Annotated in this window: 13 protein-coding genes; 6 read left to right on the forward strand and 7 right to left on the reverse strand. The window is 62.1% G+C overall.

Going from position 1 to position 15867, the window contains the following annotated elements; all coding sequences use genetic code 11:
• Positions 1–3: 3 nt before the first annotated feature.
• The 3 genes from VQ575_RS14610 to VQ575_RS14620 form a co-directional block, all read right to left on the reverse strand.
• Positions 4–744 carry an SDR family oxidoreductase gene (locus tag VQ575_RS14610; RefSeq protein ID WP_325917776.1) on the reverse strand — a complete coding sequence of 247 codons (741 nt, stop codon included), beginning with the start codon at positions 742–744 and terminating at the stop codon, positions 4–6.
• Entirely contained in the window at positions 741–2123 is a 1383-nt protein-coding gene (locus VQ575_RS14615; RefSeq protein ID WP_039589862.1) for an MFS transporter, read from the reverse strand. Before VQ575_RS14615 ends, VQ575_RS14610 begins: the two co-directional genes overlap by 4 nt.
• 205 nt (positions 2124–2328) lie before the next feature.
• Positions 2329–3267, reverse strand: coding sequence for a LysR family transcriptional regulator (locus tag VQ575_RS14620; protein ID WP_039589861.1), 939 nt, complete (start codon positions 3265–3267; stop codon positions 2329–2331).
• Positions 3268–3381: 114 nt separating this feature from the next.
• On the opposite strand from VQ575_RS14620, the gene VQ575_RS14625 reads away from it, so the two are divergent.
• Together VQ575_RS14625 and VQ575_RS14630 are read left to right on the forward strand one after the other, a co-directional pair.
• The gene (locus VQ575_RS14625; protein ID WP_039589860.1) at positions 3382–4563 is read left to right on the forward strand and encodes a fumarylacetoacetate hydrolase family protein; all 1182 of its coding nucleotides are present in this window, start codon (positions 3382–3384) and stop codon (positions 4561–4563) included.
• A gap of 46 nt (positions 4564–4609) precedes the next feature.
• Entirely contained in the window at positions 4610–6394 is a 1785-nt protein-coding gene (locus VQ575_RS14630) for an IlvD/Edd family dehydratase (RefSeq protein ID WP_325917778.1), read from the forward strand.
• A 163-nt stretch (positions 6395–6557) separates the two neighbouring features.
• Here the strand turns inward: VQ575_RS14630 and VQ575_RS14635 are convergent, their stop codons facing one another.
• Positions 6558–8294: an OPT family oligopeptide transporter gene (locus VQ575_RS14635; protein ID WP_325917780.1), complete on the reverse strand. Its 1737-nt coding sequence runs from the start codon at positions 8292–8294 to the stop codon at positions 6558–6560.
• A 227-nt stretch (positions 8295–8521) separates the two neighbouring features.
• Between VQ575_RS14635 and VQ575_RS14640 the strand changes: the two genes are divergently transcribed.
• The 4 genes from VQ575_RS14640 to VQ575_RS14655 all read left to right on the forward strand — a co-directional run bounded on the left by VQ575_RS14640 (position 8522) and on the right by VQ575_RS14655 (position 12007).
• Positions 8522–9292, forward strand: a complete 771-nt coding sequence (locus tag VQ575_RS14640) for a substrate-binding periplasmic protein (protein WP_039589854.1) — start codon at positions 8522–8524, stop codon at positions 9290–9292.
• Position 9293: 1 nt separating this feature from the next.
• On the forward strand, positions 9294–10634 hold the full coding sequence (locus VQ575_RS14645; protein WP_325919888.1) for a GGDEF domain-containing protein: 1341 nt from the start codon (positions 9294–9296) through the stop codon (positions 10632–10634).
• Between the two features lie 24 nt (positions 10635–10658).
• Positions 10659–11393: a substrate-binding periplasmic protein gene (locus VQ575_RS14650; RefSeq protein WP_039589850.1), complete on the forward strand. Its 735-nt coding sequence runs from the start codon at positions 10659–10661 to the stop codon at positions 11391–11393.
• Positions 11394–11476: 83 nt separating this feature from the next.
• Positions 11477–12007: a cupin domain-containing protein gene (locus tag VQ575_RS14655; protein ID WP_325917782.1), complete on the forward strand. Its 531-nt coding sequence runs from the start codon at positions 11477–11479 to the stop codon at positions 12005–12007.
• Between the two features lie 30 nt (positions 12008–12037).
• Here VQ575_RS14655 and VQ575_RS14660 read toward each other — a convergent pair whose 3' ends face one another.
• From VQ575_RS14660 to treS, 3 genes are all read right to left on the reverse strand, one after another.
• A complete protein-coding gene (locus VQ575_RS14660; protein WP_325917783.1) occupies positions 12038–12943 on the reverse strand; it encodes a hypothetical protein in 906 nt (301 codons plus the stop codon).
• Positions 12940–13635, reverse strand: a complete 696-nt coding sequence (locus tag VQ575_RS14665) for a hypothetical protein (RefSeq protein ID WP_325917784.1) — start codon at positions 13633–13635, stop codon at positions 12940–12942. Before VQ575_RS14665 ends, VQ575_RS14660 begins: the two co-directional genes overlap by 4 nt.
• Positions 13636–13761: 126 nt before the next feature.
• Positions 13762–15828 carry a maltose alpha-D-glucosyltransferase gene (treS, locus tag VQ575_RS14670; RefSeq protein ID WP_325917787.1) on the reverse strand — a complete coding sequence of 689 codons (2067 nt, stop codon included), beginning with the start codon at positions 15826–15828 and terminating at the stop codon, positions 13762–13764.
• Between the last annotated feature and the right edge of the window lie 39 nt (positions 15829–15867).

Consider the following 15867-nt stretch of genomic DNA (forward strand, 5'->3'; position numbering starts at 1 on the left):
AACTCAAAGGCTCATGCCGCCATCGATTACGTGCACCGCCCCCGTGGTGTAGGCGGACGCGTCGCTGCCCAAGTACACCGCCAATTGCGCGATCTCTTGCGTGTTACCAATGCGCCCCATCGGCTGGCGGTCGAGAAACTGTCGGTAGACCTGTTGCTCATCGACACCTTGCTGCGCGGCCTGATCGGAAATGCGCTGGCGCAGCGATGGAGAATCCACGGTGCCGGGGCAGATCGCGTTGCAGCGAATACCCTGGCTGACGAAATCGATGGCGACGGATTTGGTCAGCCCCACCACCGCCGCCTTGCTGGCAGCATAGGCGAAACGATTGGGCACGCCTTTGACACTGGACGCCACCGACGACATGTTGATGATCGATCCGCCGCCACGGGCCAACATCCCCGGCAGGAAGGCGCGGATCATCCGGTACATGGCGGTGACGTTCAGGTCCATCGAGCGCGCCCAGGCCGCTTCGTCGCAGTCGACAATGGTGCCGCTGTGCACGTAGCCGGCGCAATTGAACAACACGTCCAGCCCGCCGACCCGATCTCGAACCGCCTCGATGGCGTTGGCCGAGGTGACGTCTAGCGTAATGGCAGTCACCCCTTCGATACCCGCCAGTGCGCGTGTGTCGATGTCACTGGCGAACACCTCGGCGCCGGCCTGGGCGAAGGCCACCGCGCTGGCAAGGCCTATGCCCTGGCCCGCCGCCGTCACCAGCACCCGTTTGTTGTGCAGGCTCATGCCGTTTCCAATTGCGTCGCCGGGGCCGCACTTTTTGGCGTCCGGCCGAGCATCGAGGCCGGGATGGCCAGGATCAACCCGCCGCTGACCAACAGGCACAGCGCCAAGACGTACGTACCGTTATTGATATTGCCCGTGAGCGTCTCGGCCACAGCGGTGATCATCGATCCGGTGAAGCCCGACAGGTTGCCGATGGCGTTGATCATGCCGATCCCGGCAGCGGCCGCGACGCCCGACAGCACAGTGCCGGGCAAGGTCCAGAAGATCGGCATCAGGCTCAGGATCCCCGAGGCCGAGACGCTGAGGAACAGCACCGACAGCACCAGGTTATCGGCGAAGAACGCACTGAGGATCAGCCCGGCGCCACCGATGAAGGCCGGTATGGCCGCGTGCAGGCGTCGCTCGCCAGTGCGATTGGAATGCCGGGCGTTGAGCAGCATCGCCACCACCGCCACCGAATAAGGAATGGCGGTGAGCAAACCAATGTGCAGGCTGTTGGTGATGCCGGTGCTCTTGATGATCGACGGCATCCAGAAGGCCAGGCCATAGAAACCGGTGTTGAAGGTCAACAGGATCAACACCAGCAACCACACCCGTGGGTTGAAGAACACCTCGCTCAAGCGCGAAGCCTTGCCCTGGTTGTCGGTTTGCAGGTTGGCCTTGAGCATGGCTTTTTCCGCCGCCGAAAGCCACTTGGCCTTGTCGATGTTGTCGGCCAGGCAGACGATCACCACGAAGGCCATGATGATCGAAGGAATGCCTTCGATGATCAGCATCCATTGCCAGCCGGACAGGCCTTGTACGCCTTGCATACTGTTCATCAGCCAGCCGGACAGGATCCCGCCGAGGGTCAGGCTGACCGGCAAGGCCAACAGGAATCCGGACATCACCCGACTCTGCCGGTGGGTCGGAAACCAGTAGTTGAGGTAAAGAATCACGCCAGGAAAAAAGCCCGCTTCGCAGATCCCCAGCAGGAAACGCAGCACGTAGAACATCGTGCTCGATTCGATGTGGAAGAACGCCGCCAGCGGCACGGTGTAGGCCACCGCCATGGAAATCACCGCCCAACTGAGCATGATCCGGGCGATCCAGAACCGCGCGCCAAAACGATGCAGCAACAGGTTGCTGGGGACTTCGAAAAGGAAATAGCCCCAGAAAAACATACTGGCGCCCAGGGCGTATACGGTGTTGCTGAATTGCAACTCGTTGAGCATGTCGAGCTTGGCGAAACCGATGTTCACCCTGTCGAGGTACGCCGCCATGTAGCACAACAACAGGACCGGCAGGATTCGCCAGATCACCTTGCGATAGGTCCGGTCCTCGAAATCGAGTTCGCCGGCTTGCGCCTGGGCGGGCAAATGCTCGGAGATGGTTTGCATGAAGTAACCCCTGATTGTTTTTATTGGGTCACGTCGAATGAGCGAGTCATTCGGCGATTGAACGAGGACTCTACTGTCGGGAAGCGATTCTTTCCCAATGGCATTTTTGGATTAGTTGATAACGGTTCGTTATCAAAGTACTTAAGGCTGGGTGAGTCATCGAGGCGAGGGGATTCATCCCCTCGCCACAGGTTCGGTTGCTTCTTCAGGTTATTTGGCGGGCGTTGTCCTTGAGGATCTCGGCAAACTCCAGCGCCGCGCCCACCAACGGTTCATCCTTGCGGGTGAGGATGCCGTAGTCCTGCGGTACCAGGTGCAGAGGTGTATCGAGGGTCTTGAGCTGGCCGCTTTCGAGCAGCGGGTCGACCATCGCATTGGGCAACATGCCGATCATGGGGCCGCGTTGCAGGACCTGGAGAAAGGTCTGCATCGAAATCGTGTCGATGGTGTTGCGCGGCATGCCCACCCCGGCCTCGGCGAAGGCCAGTTCCATGCGCGCGCGAATCGGCGTGCCGACCGGATACAAAATCCACGGCAGGTCCACGAGCTGCTGCAAGGACGTCGGCCCGGCATTTGCCAGCGGATGGCGATCATTGACCACGATGCAGAACGGTTCGGGGGCCAGGGGTTGGAAGTCGTAGCGCTGCTGCTGGCTTTGATCGGTGAAACGCGCCACGGCCAGGTCGAGCTTCTTTTCTTCAAGCATCTTCATCAAATGATTGCTGGTCTGCTCCACTACCTCGATGGACAGCAACGGCCAGCGCTGCTTGATCTGCAGGATCGCCTCGGGCAACGCAACGGCCGTCGCGGCGAAGATACCGCCGACCTTGAGGTAGCCGTGGCCGCCCTCTCGCAGGCTGCTGATCTGCTCGACAAACGAACGTGCGTCATTCAGGGCGATTTGCGCGTAGCGCAGCACGTGCTCGCCCAGGGCTGTGGGCGGCATGCTGCGCGGGCGGCGCTCGAACAGGGCGAAGCCGAGCAGGCTTTCGATTTCCTTGAGCATCTTGCTCACGGCCGGCTGGCTGAGATTCATCTGCTCGGCCGCCAAATGCATGTTGCACGTGCGTCCCAGGGTGTCGATCAGCAACAGATGGCGAAATTTGAGCCAGCCGCAAAAGCTGGAAAAGGAGAGATCGGACATGGACGTTCCTCGGCAGCGCAATAACCAGGCGTTATCAGATACTGAATATATCTCATTGGAGTTCATCGACAACGCGCCCTAGCGTGAAGGCTTTACGAACCAGGAAGCCTGTCCATGTCGCTATTGCTTACCCCCGAAAATACCCTGCCGGTCGATGGCGTGGCCGGCACGCTGATTGGTCGCGCCTGGGTCCCGGGGCGGATCGCCGGGCCTTCGCCGATCGTGCTGCGCAGTGACGGCGTATTCGATCTTTCGGAGCGTTTCGCGACCCTGAGCGACCTGTTGGAAACCCCCTCGCCCTTGGCGGCAGCAAGAGAGACACCCGGCACCTTCATCGCCAGCATCGACGAGTTGCTGGCCAACACCGGCCCCCACGCCGACCCGTCCAAGCCGTTCCTGCTGCCGCCGCTGGATCTGCAAGTGATCAAGGCCGCCGGCGTGACCTTCGCCGCGAGCATGATCGAGCGAGTGATCGAGGAACAGGCCGGCGGCGACGCGGCCCGGGCGGACGCCGTGCGCGCCACGGTCCACGGTGTGATCGGCGACAATCTGCGCTCGATCGTGCCGGGGTCCGAGCAAGCCATGCGCCTCAAGGCGTATCTCATCGAACAAGGCATGTGGTCGCAATACCTGGAAGTCGGCATTGGCCCGGATGCGGAAATCTTCACCAAGGCGCCGGTCCTGGCCGCCGTGGGCAGCGGCAGCCAGATCGGCATCCATCCGGCCTCGCAATGGAACAACCCGGAACCGGAAGTGGTGCTGGCGGTGGACAGCCGCGGCCAGATCCACGGCGCCACGCTGGGCAACGACGTCAACCTGCGGGATATCGAAGGCCGCAGCGCACTCTTGCTGAGCAAGGCCAAGGACAACAACGCCTCGTGCGCCATCGGGCCGTTCATTCGCCTGTTCGATGAACATTTCAGCCTGGACGACGTGCGCGCCTGCGAGGTTGACCTGCACGTACAAGGCGAAGACGGCTATCGCCTGCACGGTTGCAGCTCCATGAGCCAGATCAGCCGCGACCCGCTTGACCTGGCGGGCCAGACACTCAATGCCAACCACCAATACCCGGATGGTTTCCTGTTGTTTCTCGGTACGCTGTTCGCCCCCACCGAGGACCGTGATCATGCCGGCAGCGGTTTCACCCATAAACTGGGTGACCGGGTCAGCATCAGCAGCCCGTTGTTGGGCAGCCTGCATAACCAGGTGACCCACAGCTGCGAGGCCGCGCCGTGGACCTTCGGCGTTGGCGCCCTGTTGCGCAATCTTGCCGCACGGGGACTGCTCGATCGCTGAGCCCGACTGATCGTCGATTCATCCAATTACAAGAGAGAAATGAATCATGAGTGACACGCCAAAACGCCGCCTGCGCAGCGAGCAATGGTTCAACGACCCGGCCCACGCGGACATGACCGCGCTGTATGTCGAACGCTACATGAACTATGGGATGACCCGCGAAGAGTTGCAATCGGGACGGCCGATCATCGGCATCGCCCAGACCGGCAGCGACCTGACGCCCTGCAACCGCCATCACCTGGAGCTGGCGCAACGGGTCAAGGCCGGAATCCGTGATGCCGGCGGCATCCCCATGGAATTCCCGGTCCACCCCATAGCCGAACAGTCGCGTCGCCCCACCGCGGCGCTGGACCGTAACCTGGCTTATCTGGGCCTGGTGGAAATCCTCCACGGTTATCCCTTGGACGGCGTGGTGCTCACCACTGGTTGCGACAAGACCACCCCCGCCTGCCTGATGGCGGCAGCGACCACCGACCTGCCGTCGATCGTGCTGTCCGGCGGGCCGATGCTCGACGGCCGTCACAAGGGCGAGCTGATCGGCTCCGGCACAGTGCTCTGGCACGCACGCAACCTGATGGCCGCTGGCGAAATCAACTACGAAGGCTTCATGGAAATGACCACGGCGGCCTCGCCCTCCGTCGGCCACTGCAACACCATGGGCACTGCCCTGTCGATGAACGCATTGGCCGAGGCCCTGGGCATGTCATTGCCGGGTTGCGCAAGCATTCCGGCGCCCTATCGCGAGCGCGGGCAGATGGCCTACGCCACCGGCAAGCGCATCTGCGAATTGGTCCGCCAGGACGTGCGCCCTTCGCAGATCATGACGCGTGAAGCGTTCGAGAACGCCATCGCTGTCGCCTCGGCACTCGGCGCATCGAGCAACTGCCCGCCGCACCTGATCGCCATCGCCCGGCACATGGGCGTCGAGTTAAGCCTGGACGACTGGCAACAAATCGGCGAGGACGTGCCGCTGTTAGTCAACTGCATGCCGGCGGGCAAATACCTCGGCGAAGGCTTCCACCGCGCGGGCGGCGTACCGGCAGTCATGCATGAACTGCAAAAGGCTGGCCGCCTGCACGAACACTGTGCGACGGTCAGTGGCAAGACCATCGGCGAGATCGTCACCGGCAGCCTGACCTGCGACGCCGACGTCATCCACCCTTTCGAAGCCCCACTCAAGCACCGTGCCGGCTTCATCGTGCTCAGCGGCAACTTTTTCGACAGCGCCATCATGAAGATGTCGGTGGTGGGCGAAGCGTTCCGCAAGACCTACCTGTCGGAACCCGGTGCCGAGAACAGCTTCGAAGCGCGGGCCATCGTGTTCGAAGGGCCGGAGGACTACCACGCGCGCATCGACGACCCGGCGCTGGACATCGATGAGCGCTGCATCCTGGTGATTCGCGGCGCTGGCACCGTCGGCTATCCCGGCAGCGCCGAAGTGGTGAACATGGCCCCACCGGCGGCGCTGATCAAGCGCGGCATCGACTCCCTGCCCTGCCTGGGCGACGGTCGCCAGAGCGGCACCTCGGCGAGCCCATCGATCCTCAACATGTCCCCGGAAGCAGCCGTCGGCGGTGGCCTGGCGCTGCTGCAAACCAACGACCGGCTGAAAGTCGACCTGAACACCCGCACCGTGAACTTGCTGGTGGACGAGGCTGAGATGGAGCGACGCCGCCTCGCGTGGACGCCGAACATCCCGCCTTCGCAAACCCCCTGGCAGGAACTCTACCGGCAACTGGTCGGGCAGCTCTCCACCGGAGGTTGCCTGGAACCGGCGACGTTGCACCTGAGGGTGATCGCCCGCAGCGGAGAGCCGCGGCACTCTCACTGACTTGATTCCACACCGAACCGCTCCCGGTGGCGAGGGGATTTATCCCCGCTGGGCTGCGTAGCAGCCCTAAAACAATGAACTCAATCTTACTGGCACACCGGGTCGGCTAGTTTGGGGGCCGCTGCGCAGCCCAACGGGGATAAATCCCCTCGCCACAGGGACCTCACAGATTCCCGAGCATTTCCCACAACGAAGCGCCCACCCCGGTGATGCTTTCCCCGGCAATCAATCCCGCCGCCGCCGTGATGGCGAAGCGTTCGGTCAGACTCGGCCAGCGGCAGCTCACCAGCCAGGTGAGCACGGCGCCGAGGGCCATCATCAGCGACACCGAGGCTGGCAAGACAAATGCCAGGCCGAGGGCTGCCGTGCTGGGCAAGTAGCGAGCGCGATGGGCCGGCAGCAAGCTATCGAGAATGCCCAACAGCAACCCGGCGAAACCACCGATGAAGATCGCCCAGCGAATGCTCGCCGACAACGAGTCCAGGCCATGGGTCAGGGTTTGCGCCACGGCTTTCCAGGTGGCGACCGCCGGGGCCGGCCATTCTTCGGTGAGCAGCATGGTTTGCGGATCGGGGATCAGCGCCAGGTAAGCGAGCACGCCGACGATACTGCCGATGAAAATCCCCAGCGTCTGGGCCAAAAGCTGCTTGCGCGGCGTCGCGCCGATTGCTCGACCGACCTTGAAATCGTTCATCAAATCCGTGCATTGTCCGGCTGAACCACCGGCGGTATTGGCACTCATCAGATTGATCGGCACCTGCCCCGGGGCAACGATGCCGAAACTCAATTGGGACAACTGCCCGATAGCGCCAATGGGCGGAATGCCCGTGGCGCCGACCACCCGCGCAGCCACCGCCGCCAGGCAGATGGCCAAGGGAATGGTCAGCAACGCCATCCACGGATTGATGCCAAACAACATCGCTTGCAGGCTGACCACCAAGACGATTGCCAGCAGAAATCCGAGGGCAGGCCCGGCCTTTGGCATCGCCCATGTCGCCCCACCGCTGGCCTTGGTAGAGGTGTGCAGCGACCACAACCGGATCGCCAGCGAGGCCAGGGTCGCGCAAACCATCAGGCTCACGCCCGGCCACAGCAGCCATTCCACCAGCACGGCGAATTGTGGGCCGCTGCTGCCGGGCGGCAACTGCACCAGGCCGTGTTCGAGCAACCAAGGTGCCAACCCGCCCCACGCCAGCAGCGCGCCGAGCAACAGGGTCAAGCCGACACGGATGCCGATGATGCCGCCAAAGCCCACCAGCAACAGTGAAGGGTCCGCCGTGAATGTCAGCCGCTCCAACTGGGCCGTTGGTGACCAGCGTGGAATGGCCCAGACGAAACTATCGACCCACTTGGCCAGGCCGGACAGGACGGCCGCGCTCAGCAGCACCTTCAGCCGCGTCGCGGCTTCGTGGCCATGGTTGTAGATGTGCAACAGGGTTTCCAGGGTCGCCATGCCCTCGGGAAACCTCAGCGCCTTGTCGTTGAGCAACGAGGGCCGCAGGTACCAGGCGATCCAGATGCCCAGGAAACTCACTGAAAACACCCAGGCGACCATCGGCACAGCCTCGAGTTGCTGGCCGGTCAGCAAGGTGTACGCCGGGATCGGCGCCACCAGCCCACCGGAAATGATCGATGCCGCGGCCGACGCCACTGTCTGGTTGATGTTGCTTTCGTGCAGCGTCCAGGGCAGCCGCGCAGACGAACGCTTGGCCAGGCCTTGCCAGATGCCGTAGCCGACCAGCAAGGCAATGATCGACATGTTGAACGACCAGCCGATCTTCAATCCCGCATAGACATTGGAGGGCGTCAGGAGAATACCGAGCACGATCCCGGTGATCACCGCGCGTGGGCTGAACTCGCGCTCTACAGCGTGCACGTGCAAGGTCGAGGTTTGATCCATGCGAATTCCTTATCGGCAAAAACGGCGCGTCCACCCGAGGCGACGACCTAATAAGTGAGCCTTGTATCGACGGAAGGTTCACCACCCGGTCCTGGCGTGCGCGTGATAGAGCGGTCGTCCCGAGATTGCGGACCGATGCTCAAGCACACCCGCGCCCAGCCGATAACCTGAGTGACGAAGGCCCTCAGGCCTCGCCCGGCTCTGCTGGTTGCATAGGGTAATGATCAATGGCTTGGCAGCTTAATCGCTTACTGATGTTCGGCGTCCTGATGCTCCTGGTTGCAGGGGGATCGGCGTTGGCCATCGCGGCAGAGCCGCCGCTGCGCATCGTCACCGAGGAATTGCCGCCGTACAACATGACGCAGGGCGGACGCGTGACCGGCATGAGCACCGAGGTGGTCGAGGCCGTGCTCAAGGAGATCGGCGTCGAGGCGTCGATCCAGCCGATGCCCTGGGCGCGGGCGTACGAACTGGCGCTCAATGAAAGCAACGTCCTGATCTATTCCATCGTGCGCACCCCTGCGCGTGAATCGCTTTTCCAGTGGATCGGTGCCATCGCCCCGACACAGTGGTATATCTACTCCCTGGCCGAACGGCCAGTGAAGCTCAACTCCCTGGCCGATGCCCATGGGCACCAGATCGCGACCGTAAACCAGGATGTGGGCGAGCAATATCTGGTCTCGAAGGGCTTTCGCATCGGCGAAGAACTGCAGTCCAGCACCAAGTACGAACACAATTACCGCAAGCTCAAGGTCGATCACGTTGAGCTGTGGATTTCCAACGAACTCAACGCGCTCTACCTGACCCGCCAGAACGGCGAGGACCCGGAAAAAGTACTGATCCAGTCGCTGGCGTTGCCCGAACTGAGCAGTGCCGACGGCCTGAACATGGCGTTCAGCCGCAAGACGCCGCCGCAGACCGTTGAAAAATTCCGCGCCGGCCTGGAGGCCATTCGTCGCAACGGCGTCTACGATGCCATCGCGCGCAAGTGGCTGTGAGATGGACGGCCACGTCAACCCGCCCTCTCCACGCGTACAGGCCAAGACGCTCAGTTCCCTGGGGCGTCGACTGGTACTGGCGACCCTGCTGTTCTGCCTGTTCTTCACCGTGGCGATGGTCACCTGGCGCACCTGGCTCGCCTGGGAGAGCAACCTGGCGGAGATGAACTCCGAGCTGGGGCTGATCGACCAGGTTTTCCGCGATACCCTGGCCCACGCCATTTGGGAAATGGACCGCGATTCCCTGGACAAACAGCTCGCCAGCGTCGCGAAGGCCGCGCCAGTCGGACGCGTGGTGCTGAATGTCCTGCGGCCCGGCCGGTCGCCGGAAATCATCGAACTCAATCGCTACACCACCGGCAACGAAGGGGCGGCTCCGGTGCTACAACGCGAACTCATCGCGCAACCCTATCTCGGCGCCCAGGAGAAAGTGGGCGAGCTGACCATCGAAGGCGACAACCAACTGCTGTGGCAACGCTTGTGGGGCGAAGCGCGCAGCATTGTCATCACCCAGATCATCCAGTCGATGCTGCTGGCGGGGCTGGTCATGACCATGTTCAACCGCCTGGTAACCATCCACGTGGTGCACATCGCCCGGCACCTGGGCGAACTCGCGCCACAAACCCTCAAGCATCACCTCAAGTTGCAGCGCTCGGTGGACCGCCAGGATGAACTGAGCCTGCTCGAATCCCAGGTCAACGAGCTGCAGGACAATCTCCACGCCCACTTGGAACGCCAGCGCTCGGATGAACTGGCGATTGCCGCCAGCCGCGATCAGTTGGTCGAGCTGGTCGAGGCGCGCACGGCGGAACTCAAGGCCGCCAACCAGGCCCTTGAAGCCTTGTCCCGCCACGATGCCTTGACGGGCCTGGCCAACCGTCGCCATTTCGATCAGTTGAAAGAAGTCGAGTTTCGCCGCGCCATGCGCCACAAGACGCCACTGGCCGTGCTCATGTGCGACGTCGACTTTTTCAAGATCTACAACGACACCTACGGCCACATGAATGGCGACCAGTGCCTGCAACAGATTGCCGAAACCCTGCGTGACGTATTCGGCCGCTCTGGTGAATTGACCGCACGGGTCGGGGGCGAGGAATTTGTCGTCGTGCTGCCCAACATCGACGCTGGGCAGGCCTGCGAAGCGGCGCAACGCTTGCGTGACGCCCTGGCTGAACGCCAACTGCCCCACAGCGGCTCATCGGTCTCCCCGTTCGTCACGCTGAGCATCGGCGTCGCCGAGCTGGACCCCGAGACCATGGATCATTTCGACCAACTGATGCAGCGTGCCGACCAGGCGCTGTACCGGGCCAAGCACCAGGGACGCAACTGCGTCTCTCTCTGAACCATCGCCGCTGTCGAGGTCTGTATGCGCCACTTTCCGATGCTTTGCTCCTGGGTGTTCCTGGCCTTGATCAGTTTCCAAAGCCAGGCGGACACCATCGAAGTCGTGACCGAGGACTCGCTGTATGCCTATCTGCGCGACGATAAGCTGGCCGGCCCCGGTATCCATATCGCCGCCGAAATCTTGAAGCAGGCCGACCTCGGCGACTTCCACATGGCGTTGTACCCATGGGCGCGGGCCTATGAAATGGCCTTGCGCGAGCCCAACGTACTGATCTTTCCCCTGGATCGCACTCCGGCCCGTGAAAAGCTGTTCAAGTGGGTCGGTGAAATCCATCGCTCCACCAGCCGGCTCTACAAGCTGCGTGAAACGGCGCCCATCTCCATCGCCAGCCTCGAAGAAGCCAAGCAGTACAGCATCGGGGTGATACGCAATGACGCCAAGCAGGTCTATTTGCAAGACCGGGGCTTCAGCCGACTGGTCGTGTCGGCGAACAATCACGACAACTTCCAGAAACTGTTGAACCGCCAGGTCCAGCTGGTGCCCATGCCGGAGAACACCGCACGCCTGATGAGCCAGGACGCCCAGATGGACTTCAATCTGCTGGAGCAAGTCTACTCGCTGGACGAGCAGCCCCACCGGGTCTACCTGGCCTTCAGCCTGGGCACGCCGGACGAGACCGTCGCCAAGGCCCAACGCGCTTTCGAACAGCTCAAGGCTTCGGGTGAAGTGGAGCGGATCATGAAGCAAAAGCGTTGATCGGTGACAGTGGTCCGCAGCGTTGAACTCTCCCGTCGCAGGCAACGTCTAGGCCATAAGTGCACAGATGTGGAGGACCTTCGATGAACACGCGCGACGCCGTCCCGGATTCAATCCAGCCCGTGTTGCTGGAACGCAACGACTGGGTGCCCAACAACCCGCGCCTGCCGGTGATCGTCTACCGTGACGCGGTTGCGACCCAGACCGATGATCTGGCCGCCCGCCTGGAGGAGATTTTCCGCACCAACGGCTGGCCACCGCAATGGCGCTACGGGATCTACGACTTTCACCACTACCACACCGAAGGCCACGAAGTGCTGGGTGTTGCCAGTGGCGAGGCGCGCTTGATGATCGGTGGCCCCGACGGCCAAGTCATCGAGGTCAAGGCCGGCGATGTACTGCTGCTCCCCGCCGGCACCGGGCATTGCAACTTGGGCGCAAGCGATGACTTCCTGGTGGTCGGAGCGTATCCACCCGGCCAGCAGGCCGATATCTGCCGGGAGGCGCCGAGCGAGGCGCAGTTGGCGAACATCGAGGCGTTGCCGTTTCCGGATCGGGATCCGGTGCAGGGCGCAAGCGGTGGGGTCAGGCAGTATTGGACGGGGGTGCGCTGATTATTGACCGAGCACCTAATCGGCCCATGATCAGCGACCGTAGACCTTGCGCAACTGCTCTTGGGTCAACGCATCTTCGAACGGCACCGGTACCGATTTCACCGCACCGTAGAGGTTGCGATAGCGCCAGTAATATCCATTACTCACCAGTTGGTAGCCGCGCTCGACCACACGTTGACCATCGAGCACATAGCGCAGGGTTTCCTGGGCCGCTTGCGGTGGCGCCGGCAGCATCAGGTCGGTCGCCAGCACGCGCATCGACTCGTCGATGCACTCGTCGAGTGCCGTCGTCACTTGCGCCAGGTCCAGCGAGCCGTCGTCGATACAGCGTTTGCCACAGCGCCTGATCGGCTGGCTGGAAACCTCGATGCGCATGCGATACAACGCGGAACCGGCGATGTCCTGGACCTGCACCTGATTGACCAGCACAAAGCTGCCACGGTCAGGCGTGAGCATCAGTTTGGGCTCGATCACCAGGCGGGCGCTGATATCGCCCGCGCCTTGCTTGAAGCCGGCCGCCAACGATGCCTGTTGGAAACGCTGCTGGAGACGCTCCTGCAATGGTACGCCGGCAAGCAGGTCCGCCAACGGTCGTGATTCCTTGGCAGCGGTGTTCTGCGCATCGCGCTGCAAGCTGCCGCTGCCCATCTGGGTGTTGATCAGGCTGGCAACCAGCAAGCCGGCAAGCCCCGCGCTGTTGCCGGAACTGGCGACCAGGTTATGGCTCGACGACGCAGCCTTCTGCGCGGCCTCGGCATCCACTACCGTACTGGCCCCGACAAACGTCTGGGGCAGTTGCAGGTCCACCTTGACCCCGTGGGCCTGGACATAGGACACCGCGTCCGGCGTCTTGAAACCGGTCGGCGGGGCCGGCTTCTGCGCGCACCCCACCAGCAGCGCAGCCAGCGAACCGGCGACCATCAACACACGGTTCATTGTTCGAACGGCGTGATCATTTGCTGACGGCTCGTGTCCATCGCCTGGTAGAAAGCGTTGGTCAGGTTCGTATAGTTCGGTTCATCCCACTCGCCCTGGGCGGCCTGCAAGACGGAGAAAGGTTTGAACCACAGGAGCCTGTTGTCGGCCAGATCGACCACCATGCCCTGCCCACCCACCTGCGCCATGGGGACGCTGGTCGGTACGATGCTGTAATAGCTGCGGGTAGCGCCGGTTCCCATCACGTTCACCAGCAGCAGGCGATCGACACCGTAGGTGGCCTTGATCGGCGTCAGGTCACGTGTGGTGTAGCCTTCGCGGAAACTGACTTCCTTATATTTGGTCAGGTCCACCGGCTCGTCGATGCGCTTGGCCTTGTAGCCCTTGGCCTGCAGCTTGGCGACGATGGCATCCGGTAGGGTATTGAGGTCGCGGACTTCCCATTTTTCGACGTTATCGCTGAGTTTGCTGTTGACGCCTTTATTGATGGCCAGGTCCAGGAGCCCCTGGTTACCGGTCAGTGCCAGCACTGGCTCTGGCACCACGTTGATCGCCACGCCGATGGTTGGCTCCTTGGCGTCCCAGAACTGATGATCCAGGGGTACGGGAGGCTGGACGTGGGCGCAGCCGGTGAGCGCCAGGCAGGCAAGAACGGTAAGGGTTGCGAGGGTGCGAAGCGTACGAAAAGACATGTATCAAGTCCCTATGATTAATCGATGCTGCGTTTATCGGCAGCGACGGCATTAACAATAGTGGCATGATGATATTGTTTTTTTCAATTTCTTTTGTTTTTCATACGCTTTTTCGCCTCGTTCCTTCTAGATCATCGGCGAACTGCTCACCACCCTCAGCGCCAACCCCTCGAACGCGTCCAGCGTGATGGTGAACTCGCCTTCGGGGGTGAGATCGCCTTCGACCCGTTCATTGATGATGTCCACCACAGGCCCCGGCGCAATATCCGGCAGATGCAGGGTTTCAGTGATGGGTGTCGAGCCGAAATTCAGCGCGGTGATTTGCGTGCCTTTGCCGGCCGGCAGTTCATGGACCATGATCAGCAACCCCGGATGCTCGACGTCCGGAACCAGTATCTGCCGGCTCGCGGCGATGTCGTAGGCCCGACGCGCAGCCAGGATCCTGCGCAATTGCGAGGCGAACGAATCCGGATCCTTCAACTGGCTCGGCAGGCTGCCATACAAGGTCCTTGCCCTGGGCATCTGCCCGGCCGACAACGGTGCCTCTGGATTGAGATCCACCAAGTCATAGGCGCCACGATGAATCCAGCGCGTGTCACCATCGCGCATCAAATGCTCGACCTGTTCCGCCGGCAACGGCAACGCTCCCACCAAGTCCCATCCCGACAAGGCGAAAACGCCCGGCTGCATGGCGTTGAACATCACCAGCAACAGGTGGACCTGGCGAATCTGCCGGATATCGGCGGCAGTGATCGCATCGAGATCACGAATGCCCAACGCGGCGGTGATGATGCTGGCCGTGGTGCAGGACACGCCGTTGGTCACGAACCTCAAGTTGTAAGGCGCATGTTCACCGGACAGGCGCTCGTACATCTGCTCGCGAATGTGTTCGCGCAAGATGCTGCCGGGAAAGGTCTGGCCTTGGTACAGGTAGGTGTCGTGGGCGTGCAGCGTCCAGAAATGCACCAGCTCCAGGGTCAATTCGTCGTGGTTTTGCAATGCATGGATCAGCGATCCCGGATCGATGCCAAAGGCGTGCATCTGGCGCAGCATCAACCGCAGGAACTCAGTGTCGCCCATCAGCAATGCGTGTTGGTAGGCCGGGCGCGTGATGAAGTCATAGGACAGGTCCGCCCCGCCGTGGGACATCGCGGCGATGTCATCGAGGGTCAGGTTCAGTTCCTGGAAACTGAAACCGCCGGCCTTGCGAATCGCACCGCCGAGCAACTGGTTGCCCGTAATCGACAACGGATGGCTCTCGGACCAGGCAGTCCCATCGAGCTTGCGTTCCACGCCGAGGAAACCGTTGGCGTCCAGGCGCAGGATCTTCGCACCCATGCAATCGATGGCGTGCAGCGCATCGCCGATGATCATCTGTTGCGCGGCGAAAGTCGGATCAAGCCAGTTCAGCGACGGCTGGCCTTCCTTGAAGTAATGCAGGTAGACCCAGCGCCGCGGCTTGCCGTCCACGCCCATGACGACGGGGGTTGCGCTCCAGTCGGTTTCCTTGACCCCGGGCTCGAAGAAAATCACCCGCTGCAACTGGCCGACGATGTAATGCTTGTCCCGCAGGGCGTCCACCTGCTGAGCGGTGAGGTTCCTGGCGTCGCGCCCCTCCTCGACTTCGGGCAATAGCGGCCAGTCTTCTTCGCGGATCTCCACCATGTGGTAGAGCCCGGGATAGTCTTCATAGGCCATCTCCGCCAGGCGGAAATCCGCGCCCTTGCCGGTATGGGACGGGATAACGTCGTCAATGACCACCGCATTGTGGGCGGCGGCCATTCGCGTCAATGCCTGCAACTGGGGCTCAGTGCCCAGTTCCGGGTCGATGTCGAAGCTGATGCGGTCGAAGTTGCCGTCGATTGTCGGCGTAAAGTCAGTGCCGCGCAGGCCACCGGACCTTTTCAAGGGGCCATTGTGGATACCCTGGATGCCGATTTTCGACAGCGCATGCCACAGGGTTTCATCCCCCAACGCTTCCAGCACCGTGCCGTCTTCCCGGGTGACGATGGAGGCCGGGTACGCGGTGAACCACACGGAGGACAACGCCGAGGCATCGCGAGGCCGGGTGTGCGCGAAGGGCTGCTGCCACAGGCGCCCTTGCCCTGAATAAAGCTTGGCCCGCTGCCTCGCAGCCTTGAGCATCGATTGTTCGACCAGCCAGTCGACATGATTTTTCTCAGCCATCGTCATGAAAACAATCACCTGTCATAAGGAAAAGATCGGACCGGC

Source organism: Pseudomonas frederiksbergensis, from assembly GCF_035751725.1.
GTDB lineage: Bacteria > Pseudomonadota > Gammaproteobacteria > Pseudomonadales > Pseudomonadaceae > Aquipseudomonas > Aquipseudomonas frederiksbergensis_A.